This is a genomic window from Streptomyces hainanensis (assembly GCF_004348415.1).
GTDB classification, from domain to species: Bacteria; Actinomycetota; Actinomycetes; order Streptomycetales; family Streptomycetaceae; genus Streptomyces; species Streptomyces hainanensis.
The window spans coordinates 1-18719 of the sequence record NZ_SMKI01000098.1 but is presented as its reverse complement, the minus strand read 5'-3'; the positions used below and the strand labels follow the sequence as shown (position 1 = coordinate 18719).

Below are 18719 nucleotides of genomic sequence, written 5' to 3'. Positions count from 1 at the left end.
ACCCCGCCCCGCCCTGGCCGCGCACCGTCACCGCGACGACGCTGCTGCGCGAACCGCTGGACGTGGCGCTGCCGGCCGACCATCCGCTCGCCGCCCGGGCGGCGCTCCACCCGCGGGACGTCGTCGACGAGCCGTGGATCACCGTCCACGACGGCTTCCCGCTGATGGCCACCATCGACGCGATCGCCGCCGTGGCCGGCCGCCGGCTCCACATCGCCCACCGGATCAACGAGTTCGCCGTGGTCGCCGAGGCGGTGGCCGCCGGCGGCGGCCTGGCGCTGATGCCGCGCTGGACCACCCGGCCGCACCCGGCCCTCGCCCTCCGCCCGCTCGCCGACGTCCACGCCCACCGCCACATCGACGCCCTGCACCGCCCGGAGCGGACGGCCCGCCGGGCCGTCCGCACGGTCCTCGCGGAGCTGCGCCGCGCCGCGACGACCATCCGCGGCGACGAACCGGGCCGGGGCTAGGCCGTTCGCTTCGGATCATCTGATCGTCGGTCTGGGTGTGTCGTTGACTGGCACTCAGTGGGCACGGAGCGAGCCGCTGCTGCCGGACCGGACGCCGAAGCGGGGCGATCCGCGACCCTCCACCTCGCCGGATTCCACCTCGCCGCCATCCTCGTCTGGTCCGCAGCGTCGGACAGCCTTCCTCGCCGTGAGTGGCTGGAGCGGCACCGCGCTGTGGAGCGCGTCCAGGGGACGTAGCCCCATGCCGTTTCGGCATGGGATGGCGCTCCCACGTCTTGGACGGGAGGGGTTCGTGGGCCGGAGGGTGAGGGCTCAAGCCCGGGGCTTTTCGGGGCTGTTGACCGCACGGGTCACGCGATCACCGAGGACATGGAGGTCCATCCCATGACGCATAGGTTCTACCCGCGCTGGGGCGCCGGCCTGGCGGCTGGCGTGGTCGCGTTCGTCGCGCTCCCGGCCTGCGCCGAGGAGGCCGCGTCCACACCCGGTTCTTCCGCCGCCCCCAGCCGCCCGTCCGCGTCGTCCCTGGCCCGCGAGTTCGAGGCACTGGAGCGCGAGTTCGACGCGCGACTGGGCGTCTACGTCCTGGACACCGGCACGGGCCAGGAGGTCGCCTACCAGGCCGACGAACGGTTCACGTACGCCTCCACCTTCAAGGCGCTGGCGGCCGGAGCCGTGCTGCACGAGTACGGCTCGGAAGGCATCGACGAGGTGGTCACCTACACGGAGGACGACCTCGTGGACTACTCGCCCGTCACCGAGAACTTTGTCGAGACGGGCATGAGTCTGAGCGAGCTGTGCGCGGCCACCCTGTGGTACAGCGACAACACCGCGGGCAACCTCCTCTTCGACGCGCTCGGCGGGCCCGACGGTCTGGAGGCCGTCCTGGAGGAGGAACTCGGCGACGACGTCACCGAGATGGACCGGTACGAGACGGAACTGAACGAGGCCACACCGGGCGACATCCGCGACACCAGCACCCCGCGCGCGTTCGCCACGAACCTGCGGGAGTTCCTGCTCGGCGACATCCTCGACCCCGACGAGCGTGAGCTCCTCCGCATGTGGATGGTGACGAACACCACCGGCGAGACACTCGTCAACGCCGGTGTTCCCGACGGCTGGACGGTCGCCGACAAGAGCGGCGCGGGCGGCTACGGCGGACGCAACGACATCGCCGTGGTCTGGCCGGACGACGGCGGCGACCCGCTCGTCATGGCGATCATGTCGGCGCACGACGAGGAGGACGCCGAGCACGACGACGCGCTGATCGCCGAGGCCACCGCCGTGGCCGTCAACGGCCTTGGCTACTAGGGCCGTGTTCCGGGGTTTCCAGGATTCGCCACGGCGGAGTCCCTGGCATTCGTCCCTGTCCGAGGCCCCGGATGTCCGCGACGCCACCCGAACCAGCAGGAGAACGTGATGACGCCCCCACTCCACGACGGCCGGCCCGCCGGGCACCTCTCCAGGCGCCGCTTCGGCCGCCTTACCGCCCTCGCGCTCGGTGCCGGAGCCGGAGCCGGAGCCGGCTCGCTGTCCCTCGCCCCGGCGGCGACGGCCGTCACGACGGACGACCAGACGCACTACGACCGCGCACGCCAACTGGCCGGGGAAGACCCGGTGTCACTGGCCCTCGTCAGGGCACTGACCCCGGATCTCGAGTTCCCCCTGCCACCCGCCCCCGAGCCGCTGAAGCTCTTCGACAACCTCGCCATCGTGAGCGTGGGCTGGGTCTCCGCCATGGCCGTGCTCACCGACGACGGCATCGTGCTGATCGACGCGCTCACCTCCGGGCAACAGGCTGAGGATGTGCTCGTCCCGGGGCTGCGGGCCCTGGGTGCCGCCCCGGAGACGATCAGATACGTCGTGGTCACCCACGGGCACAACGACCACTACGGCGGCGCGAAGTACCTCGCCGACCGCTACGGGGCACGGGTGCTGATGACACCAACCGACTGGGACCTCGCCACCCGGGAGGACCCGGCCAACGTCCCCGCCCGCGACCTGGACATCAGGGACGGGCAGCGCCTCACGCTCGGCGACACGACGATCCGGCTGCACCACACTCCGGGCCACACGCAGGGCACCGTCTCCCCGATCATCCCGCTACGGGCCGGCGCCGAACACCACACGGCCATGCTGTGGGGCGGCATGAACCCACCGACCACACCCACTGAACTGCGCACCTACCTGGCCTCCATCCACGGCTTCGAGGCCCGGGCGCGGCAGGCCGACGTGGACGTGGAGCTGTCCAACCACCCCAACGACCACTCGCTGCCACGCATCGAGCAACTGCGGAACGACCCCGAAGGACCCAACCCCTTCGTCCTCGGCCGACCTCGAGTCCAACGATTCATGAAGGTCATGGAACTCATGCTGCGCGGCAGGCTCGCCGACGCCGAGGCGACGACGCGCGACCGCGGGCTCAGCCCCCACCGCGGCGCGCCGGGACAGGCGTGCTGCTGAGGCCGGTCTACGGACTGTCGGTTGTCCCGCTTGGACGTGAACCGGGGTCCGGCGATCTTCGGCCGGGAAGGGGTGTCAGACGGAGACGCCCTCGTCCGCCGCCTCCGCGGCCAGCGACAGCAGGTGCCGGTCGCTGCCGCGCGGGCCGACGAGGCAGAGGCCGACGGGGGCCGTGCGGCTGCGGATCGGGATGCTGACGGCGCAGCGTCCTGTGATGCCGGCGATGCAGGTGAGCTGGAAGGTCTTGGCGCGGGCGTCCTCGATGGCGGGGCCGCCGATCGACGCCTCGGCGCGGGTGGGGGCGATGGAGGAGGCCGAGGGCAGGAGCAGGATCCGGTCGCCGAGGAGGTCGTCCAGCCGGGTCCGGGCCTCGGCGAGCACATCCTCGGCCGCCGCCAGGTCGTTCGCCGTGTAGGTGGACGCGCGCTCGAAACGGGACCTGACATCGGCGTTCAGCGTGTCCCAGTGCCGAGAGATCCACGGTCCCCAGTGGCGCCACGCCTCCACGCCCTGCTTGGTCTGGAAGGCGCTCACCCACCCCGGGAGCAGGGCGGGGTCGAACTCGGCGCCGCGGACGGACGGCAGGCCGGCGGCGCGCCAGCGGGCCACCGCGCGGCGCACGGAGGAGGCGACCTCGGGAGAGGCCACGTTCACGATGTCCTGGGCGAGCACCACGCCTGACGGGCGCCGGGATGTGCCACGGGGCAGCAGCACGCCGCCCACGGCGCGCAGCGTCTCCGCGTCCCTGGTCAGCCAGCCCACGGTGTCGAACGAGGGGGCCAGCGGCAGCAGTCCCCCGGTGTCCACGGCGCCGTGGCTGGGGCGAATGCCGTAGAGGCCTTGGTAGGAGGCGGGGACGCGGATCGATCCGCCGGTGTCCGTGCCGAGGCCGACAGCGGCTTGGCGCAGGGCGACGGCGCTGGCGGGACCGGACGTCGAGCCGCCCGATATGTGCTCGGGGGCCGCCGGGTTGGGGGGTGTTCCGTAGTGTCCGTTCGTCCCGGCCAGGCTGTAGGCGAACTCGTCGGTCCTGGCGATCCCGGCCAGCGAGGCGCCGGCCGCGAGCAGTGCCTCGACCGCGGGGGCCGTCGTGCGCGCGGGGCCGTGCTCCGCGAGCCAGGCGGGGTTCCCAGCGCCCACCCGGCGGCCCTCGATGTCGAACAGGTCCTTGACGGCGACGGTGAGCCGGTCGAGCGGGCCGCGGTCGGTCGCGCGGACGAGGGGCCGACCGAACTCCCGCCAGACCGTGGGGTCGGGGCGGCGCCCCGCCGGGTTGGTATGCGATCGGGGCGCGGTGGCCGCGTGGGCCGTGGGCCCTGTGGCGGAGATTGCCGTGGCCGTTCCAGCCGCCGTCGCCAGTCCGAGGAATGCCCGCCTGTCCCATTCACGCATGTGCCACGTCCTTGTTCTTGCCTCACTGCCGACTGTGGACGCTAGGCAGCGTGCGTATCGGTGAGAAGTCGGCCGCGATGACAGCGTGTTACGGGGGCAGGCCCGGGGGCTGCGGGCTCAGCGGGCCTTCTCCGGCTCCGCCGCCGGCGGCGGTTGGGCATCGGTGGCGCGCGGCCAGACCGGCGGGCGGTGTTGACGTCGACGGCCAGGGCTACGGCCGCAGGCCGTCGAAGACCACGCCGAGCAGCCGCTCGGCCCGTGCCTCGTCCGGGGTCCGCGCCCGCAGCCACGCCGCGGCGCTGACGAGCGCGAAGACGTCGTCCGCCGTCGCGTCGGCGCGGATCGCTCCGGCGTCGACCGCCCGCTCGGTGAGGGCCCGGCCGGCGGCGGACAACCTCGCGCAGGCGGCGTGGAGTTCGGAGCCCTGGTCGTCGAGGCTGCCGAGGAGTTCCTGCGCGAGCCCGTCGTAGACGGCGCCGTGTTCGGCGGCGGCGCGCATCCAGCGGACGAGCGCCGCGAAGGGCGGGCCGGCGGCGGACCGGAGTTCGTCGCCGAGGGCGAACAGCGCCTCGTGCCGGTCGCGCAGCAGCGCGCCCAACAGGGCGCGGCGGTTGGGGAAATGGGCGTAGAGCGTGCCGATGGCGACGCCGGCCCGGCGGGCGATCCGCTCCAACGACGCCTCGGTGCCCTGCTCCCGGAAGACGGCCTCCGCCTCGGCGAGCAGCCGTTCGTGGTTGCGCCGTGCGTCCGCCCGCCGGCGGCGAGTTGGGTCCGGCATAACGTGAGGCTCCCTCGGGTTGTCGTGCTAGGTTCGCCTCGTTCGCGTTATTCGAGGCCCCCTCAGGTTACGTGGAGGAACGGATGATTCTCGTCACGGGCGCCACCGGCACGATCGGCCGCCACCTGGTCGGGATACTCGGGGAGATGGGCGCGCCGTTCCGGGCGCTGGTGCGGGACGAGGCCGGGGGCCGCGCCCTGGGCTGCGAGTTCGTCGTCGGAGACCTCGACGAGCCGGCCAGCGTCGTGGCCGCCCTCGACGGCGTGGACCGGCTCCTGCTGAACAGCGGTGGCGCGCTCCCGGTGGCCGGGCCGCAACCGATGGTGCGGCAGCAGACCGCCGCGATCGACGCGGCCGCGGCCGCCGGGATGTCGCACCTCGTGAAGGTGTCGGCCTGGCGGCCGGCCCCCGAGGCGAAGCTCTCGGTCCGCGCGCACTGGGAGATCGAGCAGCACCTGGCGTCCTCCGACGTCCCGTGGTCGCTGCTGCGACCCACCGGCTACATGCAGAACTTCTTCACCGGCGAGGGCGGCTTCGCCGCCGCCGACGCGGTCTCCGGCCCCTACGGGGCGGGCCGGGTGGCGTACATCGACGCGCGCGACATCGCCGCCTGCGCCGCCGCGCTGCTCACGGGCGCGCACGGCACGGGCGGCACAGGCGGCACGGGCCGGGCCTACCCGCTCACCGGCCCCGAGGCCCTCACCCACGCCGAGATCGCCGCCAAGCTGGGCGTCCCCTTCCACGACCAGCCACCGGCCGAGGCCGCCACCCAACTGCGCGCCCGGGGCCTCCCCGACTGGTTCGTGGACGACCTGCTGTGGCTCTACGCCGACCTGGCCGCCGGCAACCTGTCCGAGGTGACGACGACCGTCCACGACCTGACCGGCCGCCCACCGAGGACCTTCGACGCGTTCCTGGCCGCGAGGGGCTGAGTCACCCGCCGCGGCACCGCCCCGCGCCGGGACGGTCAGGCGGCCGCTGACCGGGCCGCCGCTTCCGCCCGGTACCGCCCCGGTGTGGTGCCGAACTCCCGCTGGAAGGCGTGGGAGAGGGCGTACGGGCTGCCGTAGCCGACTCGGGCGGCGATGGCGGCCAGGGTGTCAGGGCTGTCCCGGAGCAGGGTGGCGGCCAGGGTCAGGCGCCACCAGGTGAGATACGCCATCGGGGGGCGGCCGACCAGGGTGGTGAACCGGCGCGCCAGGGTGGGACGGGACACGCCCGCCTCGGCCGCCAGCCCGTCGATGGTCCACGGTGCGCCCGGTCTCGTGTGCAGCGCCCGCAGCGCGGCGACCGTCACCGGGTCGCCCAGTACACGAGGCCAGGCCCCGTCGGTGGCCTCGGTCATCCAGGAGCGGATCACGTAGACGAGGAGCAGGTCGAGCAGGCTCGGCAGTGCGACGCACGCCCCGGGCCGCGTCTCGTCCAGTTCGCCGGCGAGCAGGTCGATCGCGGCGCGGAGCTCGGGGTGGCCGCCCAGGCGGTTGGGCAGGTGGACGACCACGGGCAGTTCCGCCATCAGCGGGTGCGGGCGGCTGCGGTCGAACCGGTACTTGCCACAGAGCACCTCCGTCTCGCCGCCGCCGGTCCCGGCTCGCGGTCCGGCGGCCGCGAGCCACTGCTCGAACGGCACCGCCCGCTCCACCGCGGTCCCCGCGTCGACCGGCGAGTCGGCGAACACATGGCCCGCGCCGTGCGGAAGCAGCACGGCATCACCCACGCCGAGGGACACCGGGGCGCCGCCGTCGGGCAGCAGCCAGCAGCCGCCCCTGAGGACGACGGCGAAGCCCGCGCCGACGTACGGGGCCAGCCGCACGCACCAACTCCCGCTCATCCGCAGCCGGTCGAACGCGGGCTGCCCGAGGCGCATGGCGGCGATCGCGTCGCTCACCACATCCATCCACCCAGCGTATCCGCCGTATGGGGTATGAGACGAACACGTATTTCCATGAGCCGAGCGGGCATTGAGAGGATCATCCGGCCTCCCTAGTGTCGAAGACATGGCGAACGAGAGCGTGCAGGGCATCGTGCTGGGGGACGTCGAGGTCATCCGGGTCGTCGAGTGGCAGGGCCCGTTCGTGTCCACCGCGGACCTGGTTCCGGACGCCGATGCCGAGATGTGGAAGGACAACGAGGAGTGGCTGGCACCCGACCACTGGGAGCCGGAGACCGACCGGATGGTGGTCGCGGTGCAGACCTGGGTGCTGCGCAGCGGGGGCCGGACCGTCCTGGTCGACACGGGAGTGGGCCACGGCCGCGAGCGACCGGACTCGCCGCCGTTCCACCACTGGCGGGGCGATCTCCTCGGCGCCCTGGCGAGGGCCGGCGTCCACCCGCGCGACGTCGACGTCGTCGTCAACACCCACCTCCACATCGATCACGTCGGCGGGAACACCGTCGACGCGGCCGGCGAGTGGGTGCCGGCCTTCCCCAACGCCCGGTACCTCGTTCCGGCCGCCGACGACTTCCACTTCGGTCCCGACAACGCGTACGGGGGCAGCCGGCAGCAGGACGGCCGCCAGATCTACGAGGACAGCGTCGCGCCCGTCCACCGAGCCGGGCAGGTGGTGCTGTGGGACGGCGTCCACCGCATCGACGAACACCTCACCCTGGAGTCCGCGCCCGGCCACACCCCCGGCTCGTCCGTGCTGCGGCTGGCGTCCGGCGGCGACCGCGCGGTCTTCGTCGGGGACCTGGTGCACAGCCCGGTGCAGATCCTCCACCCCTCCTGCAACAGCGGTGCCTGCCGTGCCCCGGCGCAGGCCGCGGCCAGCCGCCGTCGGATTCTCCAACGCGCCGCCGACGAACGGGAGTTGCTCGTCCCCGCGCACTTCGGCGGCGCCGGCGCCGTGGAGGTGCGCGGGGAGGGTGGCGGGTTCGTCCTCGGCCCGTGGGCGGCCTTCGACCCGAACCCTCGTTCGCCGTTCTAGGTCAGCGGCGGCCAGGCGTTGGTGAGGAGTTGGCGGAAGTGGGCCGGGAACCACTCGCCCTTGGGCGGCGCGTCCGGCAGGGCGCCGGAGGGTTGGCGGCCGGGCCAGGCGTCCGGATCGCACATCCGCTCCACGGGGTTGGTACTCGGCCCCGCGTAACCGTCCGACTCGCCGGGCGGCTTGGCCCAGACGTAGGCGTCGACGCCGGGCGCGGGCGCGGCGGCGGGACGTTCGCCGAGGCCGGCGCCGGCCTGGTTGCACCAGTTGTCGGGGCGGCTCCGGCGGTCGAGCCGGCCGCCGTCCACGAACGCGTCGACCGAGGTGCGCGGCCCGGGACCGGCGGGCCGGGCGGGCCCGCCCCAGCCGTTGCGCGAGGTGTCGATCAACAGGCCGATGTCGGAGGGGAATCCGCGCTGCGTCAGCTGCCCACGGAACGCCGCCGCGTACGACTCGACGTCGACGTGGTCGCGCCAGTCCACCCAGCGGCTCTGGAGCACCGGCGCGCCGTTGATGATGTCGGTGACGGCGAAGTACGGCTCGCGCAGCACGGCGTAGTCGGCGGTGTTGGCGATGAGGCCGCGCACGTCGTCGGCGGTCGAGCCGGCGGCGGTGGCCGCCGCGTACAGCAGCTCGACGGCCGGCGCCGCGTCGTACGACCAGCCGAGCCAGCCGGGGTGGGCGATGTCCAGGTAGCTGTAGGCGTTGGCGAGTTCGCCGAGCCGGCCGAGCGCGTAGCCGATGCCGTTCACGTAACCGCCGTTGGCCAGCATCGTGTCGCACTCCGGCGTGGCCACCGGGCTGGTGCCGGTGTACGTGGCGAGCGCGGCGATGGCGTGCGGCTCGACGACGGTGACCACGCGGAGCCCCGCGTAGGCCGGCTCGGCCAGGACGTCGACGATCGGATCGACGAACTCACGCCGGTACCGGTCGAGATCCCCGGACCCGAACTCGCCGTCGGCACCCATCAGGTGGCAGTCGCGGCCCGGCAGGTCGTGGAGTACGAGTTGGACGACGTCGGCGCCCTGCGCGAGCGCGGCGTCCAGGTGTCCGGGCAGCCCCCCGACGTCCGCGACCTCGTCCAACCACACGGCCGTCGGCTGGTCGGCGACGGCCTCCCCTCCCGGCTCCTCGGCGGCCAACCGCGACCAGGCGGGATTCACGTACACGTCCGCGCCCAGATACGGGTTGTCCACGCGCGGCGCGGCCTGCGCCGGCGTCCCCACGAGCACCGCCGCGAACGCGGCGGCGACCATCAACCAGCGGCGGTGACCGCCAGCGGAATATGTCATGTTCGGCAGCTCTCGGCTCGATGCGGTCAGGCATGGAGCGCTCCCGACCATCGAAGCTAGCGCATCGTCCGGCGTACGCCCAGCGGCGTCGCACGACGCGCATTGTCAGGCACCACCTGACACTGTAAGGTCACGCCTGACACCGTCAGGAAGTCCCTGACGGAGGAGGGAGTGTTCGAATGCCGCCTGCCACGAAGGAGTCCGTGATCGCGGCGTGCTCGTTCTGTCAGAAGCGGAACACCGAGGTGGGCACGCTCGTGGCCGGGCCCGGGGTGTTCATCTGTGACGAGTGTGTGGCCCTCTGCTCGACGGTGATCGAGGGGAAGCCCGTGGGCGACGGAGCACAACTCGCGCCGTGGGACCAGGTGACGAGCGCCGAGGTCGTGCTGATGAGTCTGCCGCGGATCGCGGCGGCGGGGGCGCAGGTCGAGCGGAACCTCGCCCAGTGGGTGCTCAAGGCGCGTGCGCTGGGAGTGACCTGGGCGCGCATCGGGGAGACGCTGGGGATGACCCGGCAGTCCGCGTGGGAGCGTTTCTCCGGCGAGGAGTAACGGGCCCGGGGCCCGTCCCCCCGACCGGGTTGCGTCGAGCCATGCCGCAACCGCCCGGCAGCACGGCCGCGTTGGTCGACCCCCAAGCGGGGCTTCTGACCTTCTCCCGATCAGCCGATCCGCCGGGCCAGCCCGCCCCGTTTGATCGCCCGCAACAGCGCACCGAGCCGGACCGCGCCGGCGGTGGCTATGACGTCGGGCTCGTCACTCTCCCGGAGGAGGCAGGACGCGTCGCGAGCGCGGGCCACCTCCAGGCAGGCGTTGCCGCCACCGTCGGTGGAGTAGGAAGACCTCTGCCACTGGATGCCCGACATCCTCACCGCCATCAGGTCCGTTCCGACATATCTCGCAAGAAATCGCGCGACTTCGCGACATCAAGTGAGCGCTCTTCGATCCTATCCAGCGTCTTTCGATACTTTCCCAGCGCTGCGGGAGCATCCACCAGCACGGTGTCGATGGGCGAATCGAACTGAACGGTGTCCAACTGCGGCACGGGCCCGGCGACGAGGCTCATGGAAGCACCGGCGCTCGGGAATCCGCCGGCTGCGAACGGGATCACCCGTACTGTGACGTTGGGGCGCTCCGAGGCGTCGAGTACGTGCTTGAGCTGAGCGCGCATGACGGTCGGGCCACCGAAGTCGAGACGGAGCGCGGTCTCGTGGATGAGGAACGTGGTCGCCGGCGGATCATCCTCGCGGTCCAGCACGTCGCGGCGCCGCATTCGGAACGAGAGGATCCGGCGCAACTCGACGGGGCTCGGCTCGGGCACCGCCACCGAGAACACGGCCTTCGCGTACTCCTCGGTCTGGAGCAGCCCCGGGAAGTGCGTGACCTGGACGGCACGGATGCCGAGGGCGTGGTGTTCCAGTTCCGCCAACTCCAGCGCGGCGACCGGCATCCTGCCCCGTTGCTCCTCCCACCAGCCCTTCACCCGCTCCTCCGCCATGGCGGCCAGCGCGTCGACGTAGGCCCGGTCCCCGCACTGGTACACACTCGCGAGTGATCTGACGCGATCCGCGGTGACGCCGAGTCGGCCTGCCTCCATGTTGCTGATGCGGGTTCGTTCCAAGCCGAGCAGTCTCGCCGCCTGGACGACGTTGCAGCCGGCGGCCTCGCGCATCCGGCGTAGTTCCGCACCGAGTCGGCGCAGTCTGACTGTCGGCGTGGCCCTCACGGTCATCGACAACTCCTTCTCCTGGTCCGCACCAGTCACGGGCAACTGGCGAACACATCCTCAGGTTGCACTACACAGGTTGCCCGTCGATAGCCTACGCTTCCACTCAGTGACGGAACGACTCGCGTCCGTAAGCACCGGGAGGGCACCGTGATTCCCACCTCCGACACCCAACCCACCGTCCGCGCCTACCTGTTGACCGCGCCGAACGCGGCGGACACGCCACAACTGGCCAGGGACCACGTCGCGTACCTCCTCCTCCGGGCGGAGCTCAACTCCCTCGCCGAGACGGCGCGGTTGCTCGTCAGCGAGGTGGTCAGCAACGTGTACGTCCACACGGCCGTCCCGTCCCTCAGCGTGCGGACGATCATCCGGCCCGGGCGGGCCATGGTGGCGGTGCGGGACTGCGCGACGCACGGGATCCAGGACATCCGGCCCACCGTGACGCCGTCGGAGGCGGTCGGTGGGCGGGGGTTGCGGCTGGTCGAGTCGCTGGCGGCGGCCTGGGGGATCACCGTGCACGGCGGGCTCAAGCCCAGCGGCAAGACAGTCTGGTTCGAACTCCGCTGACATCGCCGGACAGGCCGGGCTCCGAACGTCGTCACAGCCGTCCAGCGCCTGACGGAACCCCCACTGCCAACAGCGCCGCGTGCGGCAGTGTCAGCACACCACCTGGACCCGCGAACTCCGCGCTCAGTGCCGTGAACCGGGCCTTGATCTCCGCGACGACCGCTGGCGGCTGAGCGGTCACGATCTGCCCGACGGTCGCCGCCCCGGCCCCCGGGCCGCTCCACCACTCCCCCGCCGTGACCCGGTGTTCCCAGGCGACGGTCTCGCAGGTCACCTCCGTCAGGCCGGCGGCGACGAACAGTTCGGCCAGGCCCCGTTCCGTGCGCGGGAAGTCGTCCTCTTGGGCGAGCGGGACCAGGTGGGCGGGCCTGCTGGCGCCGGCGGCCTCGACCGCCCGGCCGAGCAACGTCTGGCCGGCGGCCGGCGGAGCCCGCCAGACCGTGGCCGCGATCCGCCCGCCCACCCGCGTGACGCGGCGCAGCTCGGCCGGCGCGGCCCTCGGCCGACCGACGTGGTTGAGCACGAAGTTGCCGACCACCGCGTCGAGCTCCCCGTCCGCGAACGGTAGATGAGGCAGGGTGGCGAGCCGCACGTCCGCGTCCGGCGCCGCCCGCGCCGCGAACGCCACCATGTCGGGCTCGGCGTCCACCGCCGTCACCCGCGCGCCCGCCGCCACCGCGACGGCGCCCACGTCCAGCAGGCGCGTGCCGGCGGCCGCTCCGACTCGTCGAACACCGGCCCAAGCTAACCCACGGCCGAGGCGGCCGCGGAGTTCGTCCCCGCGACGGCGGCCGAGACGGCGAACATGTAGCAGCCCCAGGCGACGTTGCGGCTGTGGATCCGCACCACGCCCGGCGTGGCGAGGATCTCCGCGATCGCCCGCTCCGGGTCCCGCCCGTCGTGGACGGTGGTGGCGTCGTGGATCCGGCCGTGGGCGTCGTAGGCGCGCAGTACCTGCGCGCGGCCGTGCCAGTCGGCGGGGTAACGGGTGACGTCCCCGGGTCCCGCGCAGGGTTCGGCGTGCGCGAACACGGCGCCCACCTCGCGGTAGGGGCTGACGGCGGGCAGCGGCGGCTCGTAGCCGAAGAGCAGCATCTCCTCGCCGGGCGCGGCGTCCCGCAGGCAGCACCGGGCGGGTTCACCGCCCGTCGCGGTGATCCGCTCCGCGGGAACGCCGAAGGCGTCGATCCCCCGCTCGCGCACGTCGGCCAGCGCCTCGGCGGGCAGCGCGTGGATCAGGAACACGGGCGTCGATGTGGTCGTCATGCGCCCAGGCTGCCGCCGCACCGCCGGCCCGTCCGGCGGGAATCGGACATCGCGTCACAGCGCCGCCGAGAAGCGGCGGCACACGTGCACCCGGGCGAACTGTTCCCGCATCGCTGGCTCGTGACGCAGGTCGGCGTGCAGGAAGAGTGCGACCGGCCGCAGGTCGGGGTGGGGCTCGGTGATGGCCCGGTCGGTTTCGGCCGGGTCGGTGTAGTGGTTCGCGAAGACGTGGAGGTAGTGGTCGCTCTCGGCGAAGCCCATCGCCCGGTACCAGCTCAGGGTCCCCGGGTCGTCCCTCGTCCAGGCGTCGAGCGTCGTCACCCCGAGCGCCCGCAGCCGGGCGCGGGCCTCGGCCAGGAGCGCGGCGCCGATGCCTCGGGCCTGGTGGTCGGGGTGGACGGCGACGTTGTCGATCGTCGCCGCGTCGCCCTCGACGGTGACGTCCAGGAGGCCGACGACGGCCCCCTCCTCGCCGACGGCGACCAGTTCGAGGCCGGGCTCGGGAATGGCCGGCTTCGTCCGCAGGACGTTGTCGAAGTAGGCGGTGCCGAGGAAGGACAGGACCCGGCAGCGCAGCCAGGACGTCTCGTCGGCGGGCGCGTAGTCACGGACGGCATGCCCCATGGCGCCGATTCTCTCCGCGGACTCCGCGGGCGTTCAACTGTCAGTGGCAGCCGATACGGTGCGTATCAGTCGGTCGTCCGGTCAGGAGGGGTCATGTACGAGGAGCGGCTTGCGGAGTTCTCCCGGGAGCGCCTGGGCGGCCGGCCGATACCGGACGACCTGCGCATACTGCTGGTGGCGCAGTGGGAGGGCCGGGACGACTTCACCCACCTCCTGGGGATCACCTTCCTCGACCCTGGGGTGACGCACCCACACCTCGACACCAGCTATCTCAGCGCGAAGGAGCTCGCGGACCCGGAGATGCAGGCCATCAACGCCGGGTTCGCCCGGATGTCGGAGTACGTGAAGATCGTCGCGGAGGGCGGCAAGGGCTGGATCGGCTACTGGCTGCACCCCGACGAACCGGCCGACCAGCCCTGGCCGGTCATCGAGCTCGACACCGAGGCTTCGTACTGGAGCATGGCGGGCAGCACTCTGGCCGAGGCGTGCGCCGCCGACATGGCCCAGTACCAGGAAGAGCCCGACGAACAGACGGCGTTCGCCCGGCTGTCAGCCCAACTCGACGCGCTCGGCCTGCCGCTGAGCGGGCGGGGCTATGACGACCTCCACGACCCGGGGTACGAGGTGGATCCGGAAGAGCTCTCCGAGGAGCTGATCGATGCCGAGCGCGTGCGGCTCGGCATCGCCCGAGGTCACTGAGGGTCGTCGTCCGCCGGGGCGTAGAACTCCGTGGTGGCCCTGGTGGCCGCCGCCACCCGCTCGGGGTCGGCGCCGGTGGCGGCGTGGGCGGCGCCCCACGCCTCGCTGCTCAGCGTGTTGAACCGCTTGGCCTCCGGCGTGTGTTGCCACGTCGACTCGTCGAAGTCGTGGCCGCGCAGGTGCTCGTGCAGGCCGAGCAGCCCGCCGTCCCAGCCGACGCCGGTGGCGCCCGGGCCGTAGCGGTCCCAGAACTCGGGGTCGACGACGGCGGCGTGTTCGACCTCCAGGATCGTCTCGCCGCCCTCCCCCGGCGTCAGTCGCACCTGGACCTCGCCGACGTCCTTCGCGGTGGTGTTCTCGCCGTAGACCCAGGTCACGCGGAGCAGCCGGGGCGGCTCGCAGTGCAGGATCTCGCCGCGGGCGTTGCCCTCCAGCTGGTACGTGCCGCCGAGCCTGAGGTCGCCGGTGACGGGCAGGAACCAGCGGCGCAGCCGCTGCGGGTCGGTGCAGGCGTCCCAGACGTCCTCGACGGCGGCGTCGTAGCGGCGGCGCAGCAGGACGGTGGCGCCCTCGCCCGCGGGGATCCGCTTCCGGCCCAACTCGCGGTGGACGGCGTTGATCCGGTCGACGATGTCGTTCTCGTTCATGAGCTCTCGTTCCCGTTCTTCCTACGTTCGCGGCTGCCTCGGGCGAGTTCGGTGGCCAGGGCGTCGAGCCGCTGGTTCCAGAACCCGCGGAAGTGGTCGAGCCAGGCGTCCACCTCCCGCAGGGGCGTGGCGTCGACCGCGTACAGGCGTCGGGTGCCCTGGGCGCGGACGGTGGTGAAGCCGTGCTCGCGCAGCACGCGCAGGTGCTGGGAGACGGCCGGCTGGGAGATGGCGAACTCCTCCCGTATGACGTGGCTGACCGCGCCGGCCGTCTGCTCGCCGCCCTCGGCGAGCAGCTCCAGGATCCGGCGCCTGACGGGGTCCCCGAGGACGTCGAAGGCGTGCACGGGGGCCACTGTCGCAGCCGCCGCTTATATAAGTCAAGGATTATAAAAGCCGGTGTAATATGCCCTAGGCCATAGAGGCCATTACATCAGCGCCGGAGGAACCATGGCCGTGGACGTACCGATACCCGGGTTGGTCCGCGCCTGGGCGGCGGGCTGGGCGGTGTCGCGGGAGACGCCCGCGCCCGTCGAGCAGCCGTGGGGGGTGCGGATCGACGTCGGGCAGCCGCACCACGTGGTCCGCCACGTGCTGCCGGCGGCGGACGAGGCGAGCGTGCGGGGCGTGGTCGCGGCGGTCACCGTGCCCGCCACCCACCTGAAGGCGTTCGTCGCCCCGTCCGCCGTGGCCGGCTGGCTCACCCCCGACTGGACCGAGGGCGACCACGGCCATCTGATGGCCGGCGCGCTGCGTGCCGCCACGACCCGCGTCCCCGACGGCTACCGCCTCACCCTGGAGACGGCCCACGGGGTCACCCGGGTGCGGGTGTTCGCCGCCGACGGTTCGCCCGCGGCACGCGGGCAGGTGGCGCCGGTCGGCGACGCTGCGGTGGTCGACCAGGTCGAGACCCACCCCGACCACCGGCGCCGCGGCCTCGGCTCGGTGGTGATGCGGACGCTCGGCAACGAGGCCGTCGAGCGGGGCGCGACCACCGGGATCCTCGGCGCCACCCACGAGGGGCGCGCGCTCTACGAGACCCTGGGGTGGGCGGTGGCCGCGCCGCTCACCGCGTTCGTCTACCGGGCGGTCAACGAGTCGCCGTCGGGCGTCGCACCGGGGGCCTCCGTGGCCGGGCCGGGCTCGGGATCGGTGTTGAGCGAGTCGAGCAGCGCGTCCCGCTCCGGCGTCTGCTCGGGACGCAGCATCCCCACCCCGAGGTAGAGGACGAGCGACGTCAGCAGCGGCAGCCCGACGACGGCGGCCTGGGTGGCGTCGTCGACGATGTAGCGGACGACGTACCAGACGGCGAGGCCGCCGGCCCACGAGGTGATCGCGGCGGTCGGCCCGACGCGGCGGAACCAGGGCAACAGGCCGAGCATCAGCGGGATCGAGATCGGCCCCATGGTCGCGGCGACCAGTTCCACCACGGTGTCGAGCACGAAGCCCTCGCCGCCGGTGGTGATGGCGATGGTCATGCTGACGATCACGAACAGCACCGTGGTGATGCGGGCGAACGTCAGCTGCGCGGCCTCGGAGAGCCGGCGGACCCGCGGCGCCAGCACCGGGGCGATGTCACGGGTGATGACGGCCGTGATCACGTTGGAGTCGGAGGCCACCATGGCCATGGTGTGCGAGAAGAACCCGGCCAGCATCAGGCCGATCATGCCGGCCGGCAGCAGCTCCTGGGCGAGCGCGATGTACGACTCCTCGCCGTTGCTGAGCCCCGGCACGATCAGCGGCGACGCGATCATCGGCAGGAACAGGATCAGCGGCCAGACCAGCCACAGCGCGCTGGAGAGCAGCGCCGCGCGGCGGGCGTCGGAGCCGGAGGGCGCGGCCATGTAGCGCTGCGCCAGGTTCCACATGCCGCCGTTGTACTCGAAGGTCTTGACGAGCAGGAACGCGAGGATGAGCCAGGTGGTGACGGTTCCGTTGACCGGGTCGCCGTGGCCGTCGGGCAGGTCGCCCCACATCGCGAACGGGAAGTCCACGCCGAGTTCGATCATCACCGCGATCAACATGGCCACGCCGGCCACGGCCTGGATGACGAACTGGCCCATGTCGGTGAGGACGTCGGCCCACAGGCCGCCGACGGTCATGTAGGCCATGGTGGCGACGCCGGTGAAGATGATGCCGACCTCCATGGGGATGTCGGCGAAGCCGCGCAACAGGACGGATATCGCCACCCACTTGGCGGCGATGTCGACGACCTTGAGCGCGGCGCCGCTGTACGCCAGCACCTGCTGGGTGGGCAGGTTGTAGCGGCGGGTCAGGTACTCCAGCGGGGACGCGACGTCGTGCTTGGCCCGCAGCCGGTTCCAGCGGGCGGCGAAGAGGAACGCCCCGACGCCGACGCCGAGTCCGATGGTCAGCGGCCACCAGAAGTAGACGGTGATGCCGCTGTTGTACGCGACGGCCGCGAACGCGACGAACATCACCGCGCTGTAGCCGGACATGTGGTGCGACACCCCCGACAGCCACCAGGGGATCTGTCCTCGGGCCGTGAAGAAGTCGGCCACGCTGTGGATGCGGTTCTTCGACCACCAGCCGATGGCTACCACGACGAGGAAGTAACCACCGACCACGATCCAGTCCAACGCTGACATCGCGGCTCCAGGGGGGAGGAGTTGAGAGGAGGGTCTCGCACGCGCAGGGCCAAGCGTTCACATACACGAACATCAAACATTGTCATGAACAGACGTCGCCACGATAGGAGCGGCCTCATGGGTCGTCAATAGACCGGACCAGCCGAGCCCCGACCTGTCCGGGCCGGCCGACCCGACAACGGCGGGCGCGGGGGCACGGCCGCCGGGCCGGAGGGACGGCCCGGCGTGAGCCCGGCACGGCCGCGAGGCGCAGCCACGCACGGCGGCCGCCCCGAGCGGCCGGGGACCCGCACCCGCCCCGGGCCCGCAGCGCCCGTCGGTCGACAGCCACCGCACCGCGCGGCATCCGCAGGTCGAGCCACCGGTCGACGGCCAGGCAGCGGGACGACGTCACCGCACCTCACCGGCCCGGCCGCGAGGCGGCCGGCGACGGCGTGGTCAGCCCACCGGCCGGGGGCTGGGCAAGGCCGGCGCCAGGCCGCCGACACCCCGCACAAGCCCGCCCGGTCAGGGCAACGCGTCGGCCAGGATCTCGGCCAGGTGGTGGGAGTCGCGGGCGGTGAGTTGGGCGATCTGGGTGCGGCAGGAGTAGCCGTCCGCCAGGACGACGGCGTCGGTGGGGGCGGTACGCAGCGCGGGGAGGAGTTGGTCCTCGGCGCAGGCGACCGAGACGTCGTAGTGGCCCTTCTCGAAGCCGAAGTTGCCGGCCAGGCCGCAGCAGCCGGCGGACAACGAGCCGGTCAGGCCGGCGCGTTCGCGGAGGCGGCGGTCAGGGGCGTCGCCGAGGACGGCGTGTTGGTGGCAGTGGGTCTGGCCGACGACCGGGCGGTCGACGCGGGGCGGGGTCCAGTCCGGCGCGTACTCCTCCAGCGTCTCGGCGAACGTCCGCACCAGGGTGGCGAGCCGGGCGGCGCGCGGGTCGTCGGGGAGGAGTTCGGGGACGTCGGTCCGCAGCGCCGCCGCGCAGGGCGGTTCGAGGACGGTGACGGGGAGGTCGGCGGCGAGTGCCGGCGCCAGCCGGTCGAGGGTGCGGCGGGCCACCGCGCGGGCCTGGTCGAGTTGGCCGGTGGTGACGTAGGTGAGGCCGCAGCACACGGCGCGCCGCGGCACGGTGGGCCGCAGGCCGGCCGCCGTGAGAACGGTGGCGGCGGCGTGGCCGGCGGCCGGGGCGAGGTGGTTGGTGAAGGTGTCGGGGAAGAGGACGACGGGCCGCCCCGAGGAGGAGGCGGACGGCGCGGGGCGCCAGGTTCGGGTGAAGGG

Annotated in this window: 20 protein-coding genes and 2 pseudogenes; 9 read left to right on the top strand and 13 right to left on the bottom strand. The window is 72.8% G+C overall.

Annotated features, from left to right (window positions below; genetic code table 11):
* The 3 genes from E1283_RS11810 to E1283_RS11800 form a co-directional block, all read left to right on the top strand.
* The coding region (locus tag E1283_RS11810) for a LysR family transcriptional regulator substrate-binding protein (RefSeq protein WP_165956093.1) at positions 1 to 470 on the top strand (470 nt) is incomplete at its 5' end.
* A gap of 384 nt (positions 471 to 854) precedes the next feature.
* Complete coding sequence (bla, locus tag E1283_RS11805; RefSeq protein WP_132817926.1) at positions 855 to 1781, top strand: class A beta-lactamase; 927 nt, start codon at positions 855 to 857, stop codon at positions 1779 to 1781.
* Positions 1782 to 1889: 108 nt separating this feature from the next.
* Positions 1890 to 2933, top strand: coding sequence for an MBL fold metallo-hydrolase (locus E1283_RS11800; protein WP_132817925.1), 1044 nt, complete (start codon positions 1890 to 1892; stop codon positions 2931 to 2933).
* 75 nt (positions 2934 to 3008) lie between these two features.
* Here E1283_RS11800 and E1283_RS11795 read toward each other — a convergent pair whose 3' ends face one another.
* Together E1283_RS11795 and E1283_RS11790 are read right to left on the bottom strand one after the other, a co-directional pair.
* A complete protein-coding gene (locus E1283_RS11795; RefSeq protein WP_132817924.1) occupies positions 3009 to 4325 on the bottom strand; it encodes an amidase in 1317 nt (438 codons plus the stop codon).
* 211 nt (positions 4326 to 4536) lie between these two features.
* On the bottom strand, positions 4537 to 5103 hold the full coding sequence (locus E1283_RS11790) for a TetR/AcrR family transcriptional regulator (RefSeq protein ID WP_132817923.1): 567 nt from the start codon (positions 5101 to 5103) through the stop codon (positions 4537 to 4539).
* 83 nt (positions 5104 to 5186) lie between these two features.
* Here E1283_RS11790 and E1283_RS11785 point away from each other — a divergent pair, with 83 nt between their 5' ends.
* Positions 5187 to 6035: an NmrA family NAD(P)-binding protein gene (locus E1283_RS11785; protein WP_132817922.1), complete on the top strand. Its 849-nt coding sequence runs from the start codon at positions 5187 to 5189 to the stop codon at positions 6033 to 6035.
* A 35-nt stretch (positions 6036 to 6070) separates the two neighbouring features.
* On the opposite strand, the gene E1283_RS11780 is transcribed toward E1283_RS11785, so the two are convergent.
* On the bottom strand, positions 6071 to 7000 hold the full coding sequence (locus tag E1283_RS11780; protein ID WP_132817921.1) for an AraC family transcriptional regulator: 930 nt from the start codon (positions 6998 to 7000) through the stop codon (positions 6071 to 6073).
* Positions 7001 to 7100: 100 nt separating this feature from the next.
* On the opposite strand from E1283_RS11780, the gene E1283_RS11775 reads away from it, so the two are divergent.
* Positions 7101 to 8030, top strand: coding sequence for an MBL fold metallo-hydrolase (locus E1283_RS11775; RefSeq protein ID WP_132817920.1), 930 nt, complete (start codon positions 7101 to 7103; stop codon positions 8028 to 8030).
* Here E1283_RS11775 and E1283_RS11770 read toward each other — a convergent pair.
* On the bottom strand, positions 8027 to 9319 hold the full coding sequence (locus E1283_RS11770; protein WP_132817919.1) for a glycoside hydrolase family 6 protein: 1293 nt from the start codon (positions 9317 to 9319) through the stop codon (positions 8027 to 8029). The genes E1283_RS11775 and E1283_RS11770 overlap by 4 nt on opposite strands.
* A gap of 179 nt (positions 9320 to 9498) precedes the next feature.
* On the opposite strand from E1283_RS11770, the pseudogene E1283_RS39685 reads away from it, so the two are divergent.
* Positions 9499 to 9639: pseudogene (locus E1283_RS39685) on the top strand (ClpX C4-type zinc finger protein); the annotation flags it as partial.
* 341 nt (positions 9640 to 9980) lie between these two features.
* Here E1283_RS39685 and E1283_RS11760 read toward each other — a convergent pair.
* Complete coding sequence (locus E1283_RS11760) at positions 9981 to 10196, bottom strand: DUF397 domain-containing protein (protein WP_243744779.1); 216 nt, start codon at positions 10194 to 10196, stop codon at positions 9981 to 9983.
* Positions 10196 to 11050, bottom strand: a complete 855-nt coding sequence (locus tag E1283_RS11755; protein ID WP_132817917.1) for a helix-turn-helix domain-containing protein — start codon at positions 11048 to 11050, stop codon at positions 10196 to 10198. The genes E1283_RS11760 and E1283_RS11755 overlap by 1 nt, the downstream gene beginning before the upstream one ends.
* Positions 11051 to 11194: 144 nt before the next feature.
* Here E1283_RS11755 and E1283_RS11750 point away from each other — a divergent pair, with 144 nt between their 5' ends.
* Positions 11195 to 11614, top strand: a complete 420-nt coding sequence (locus E1283_RS11750; protein WP_132817916.1) for an ATP-binding protein — start codon at positions 11195 to 11197, stop codon at positions 11612 to 11614.
* Positions 11615 to 11645: 31 nt separating this feature from the next.
* On the opposite strand, the gene E1283_RS11745 is transcribed toward E1283_RS11750, so the two are convergent.
* From E1283_RS11745 to E1283_RS11735, 3 genes are read right to left on the bottom strand one after another with little or no spacing between them, the layout of a single operon-like run.
* Entirely contained in the window at positions 11646 to 12305 is a 660-nt protein-coding gene (locus E1283_RS11745; protein WP_243744778.1) for a class I SAM-dependent methyltransferase, read from the bottom strand.
* A 53-nt stretch (positions 12306 to 12358) separates the two neighbouring features.
* Positions 12359 to 12880, bottom strand: a complete 522-nt coding sequence (locus E1283_RS11740; RefSeq protein ID WP_132817915.1) for a DUF1203 domain-containing protein — start codon at positions 12878 to 12880, stop codon at positions 12359 to 12361.
* 54 nt (positions 12881 to 12934) lie between these two features.
* Positions 12935 to 13504 carry a GNAT family N-acetyltransferase gene (locus E1283_RS11735; protein WP_132817914.1) on the bottom strand — a complete coding sequence of 190 codons (570 nt, stop codon included), beginning with the start codon at positions 13502 to 13504 and terminating at the stop codon, positions 12935 to 12937.
* Positions 13505 to 13597: 93 nt separating this feature from the next.
* Between E1283_RS11735 and E1283_RS11730 the strand changes: the two genes are divergently transcribed.
* A complete protein-coding gene (locus tag E1283_RS11730) occupies positions 13598 to 14203 on the top strand; it encodes a hypothetical protein (RefSeq protein WP_132817913.1) in 606 nt (201 codons plus the stop codon).
* On the opposite strand, the gene E1283_RS11725 is transcribed toward E1283_RS11730, so the two are convergent.
* Positions 14197 to 14850, bottom strand: a complete 654-nt coding sequence (locus E1283_RS11725; protein ID WP_132817912.1) for an SRPBCC family protein — start codon at positions 14848 to 14850, stop codon at positions 14197 to 14199. The genes E1283_RS11730 and E1283_RS11725 overlap by 7 nt on opposite strands.
* Entirely contained in the window at positions 14847 to 15206 is a 360-nt protein-coding gene (locus E1283_RS11720; RefSeq protein WP_132817911.1) for an ArsR/SmtB family transcription factor, read from the bottom strand. The genes E1283_RS11725 and E1283_RS11720 overlap by 4 nt, the downstream gene beginning before the upstream one ends.
* A 94-nt stretch (positions 15207 to 15300) precedes the next feature.
* On the opposite strand from E1283_RS11720, the pseudogene E1283_RS38675 reads away from it, so the two are divergent.
* Positions 15301 to 15894, top strand: a pseudogene (locus E1283_RS38675) (GNAT family N-acetyltransferase); the annotation flags it as partial.
* A gap of 35 nt (positions 15895 to 15929) precedes the next feature.
* On the opposite strand, the gene E1283_RS11710 reads toward E1283_RS38675, so the two are convergent.
* Both E1283_RS11710 and E1283_RS11705 read right to left on the bottom strand, forming a co-directional pair.
* Complete coding sequence (locus tag E1283_RS11710; RefSeq protein ID WP_207930369.1) at positions 15930 to 17459, bottom strand: sodium:solute symporter family protein; 1530 nt, start codon at positions 17457 to 17459, stop codon at positions 15930 to 15932.
* Between the two features lie 507 nt (positions 17460 to 17966).
* Positions 17967 to 18719 (bottom strand): (Fe-S)-binding protein (locus E1283_RS11705; protein ID WP_132817909.1); only part of this gene is annotated, 753 nt, incomplete at its 5' end.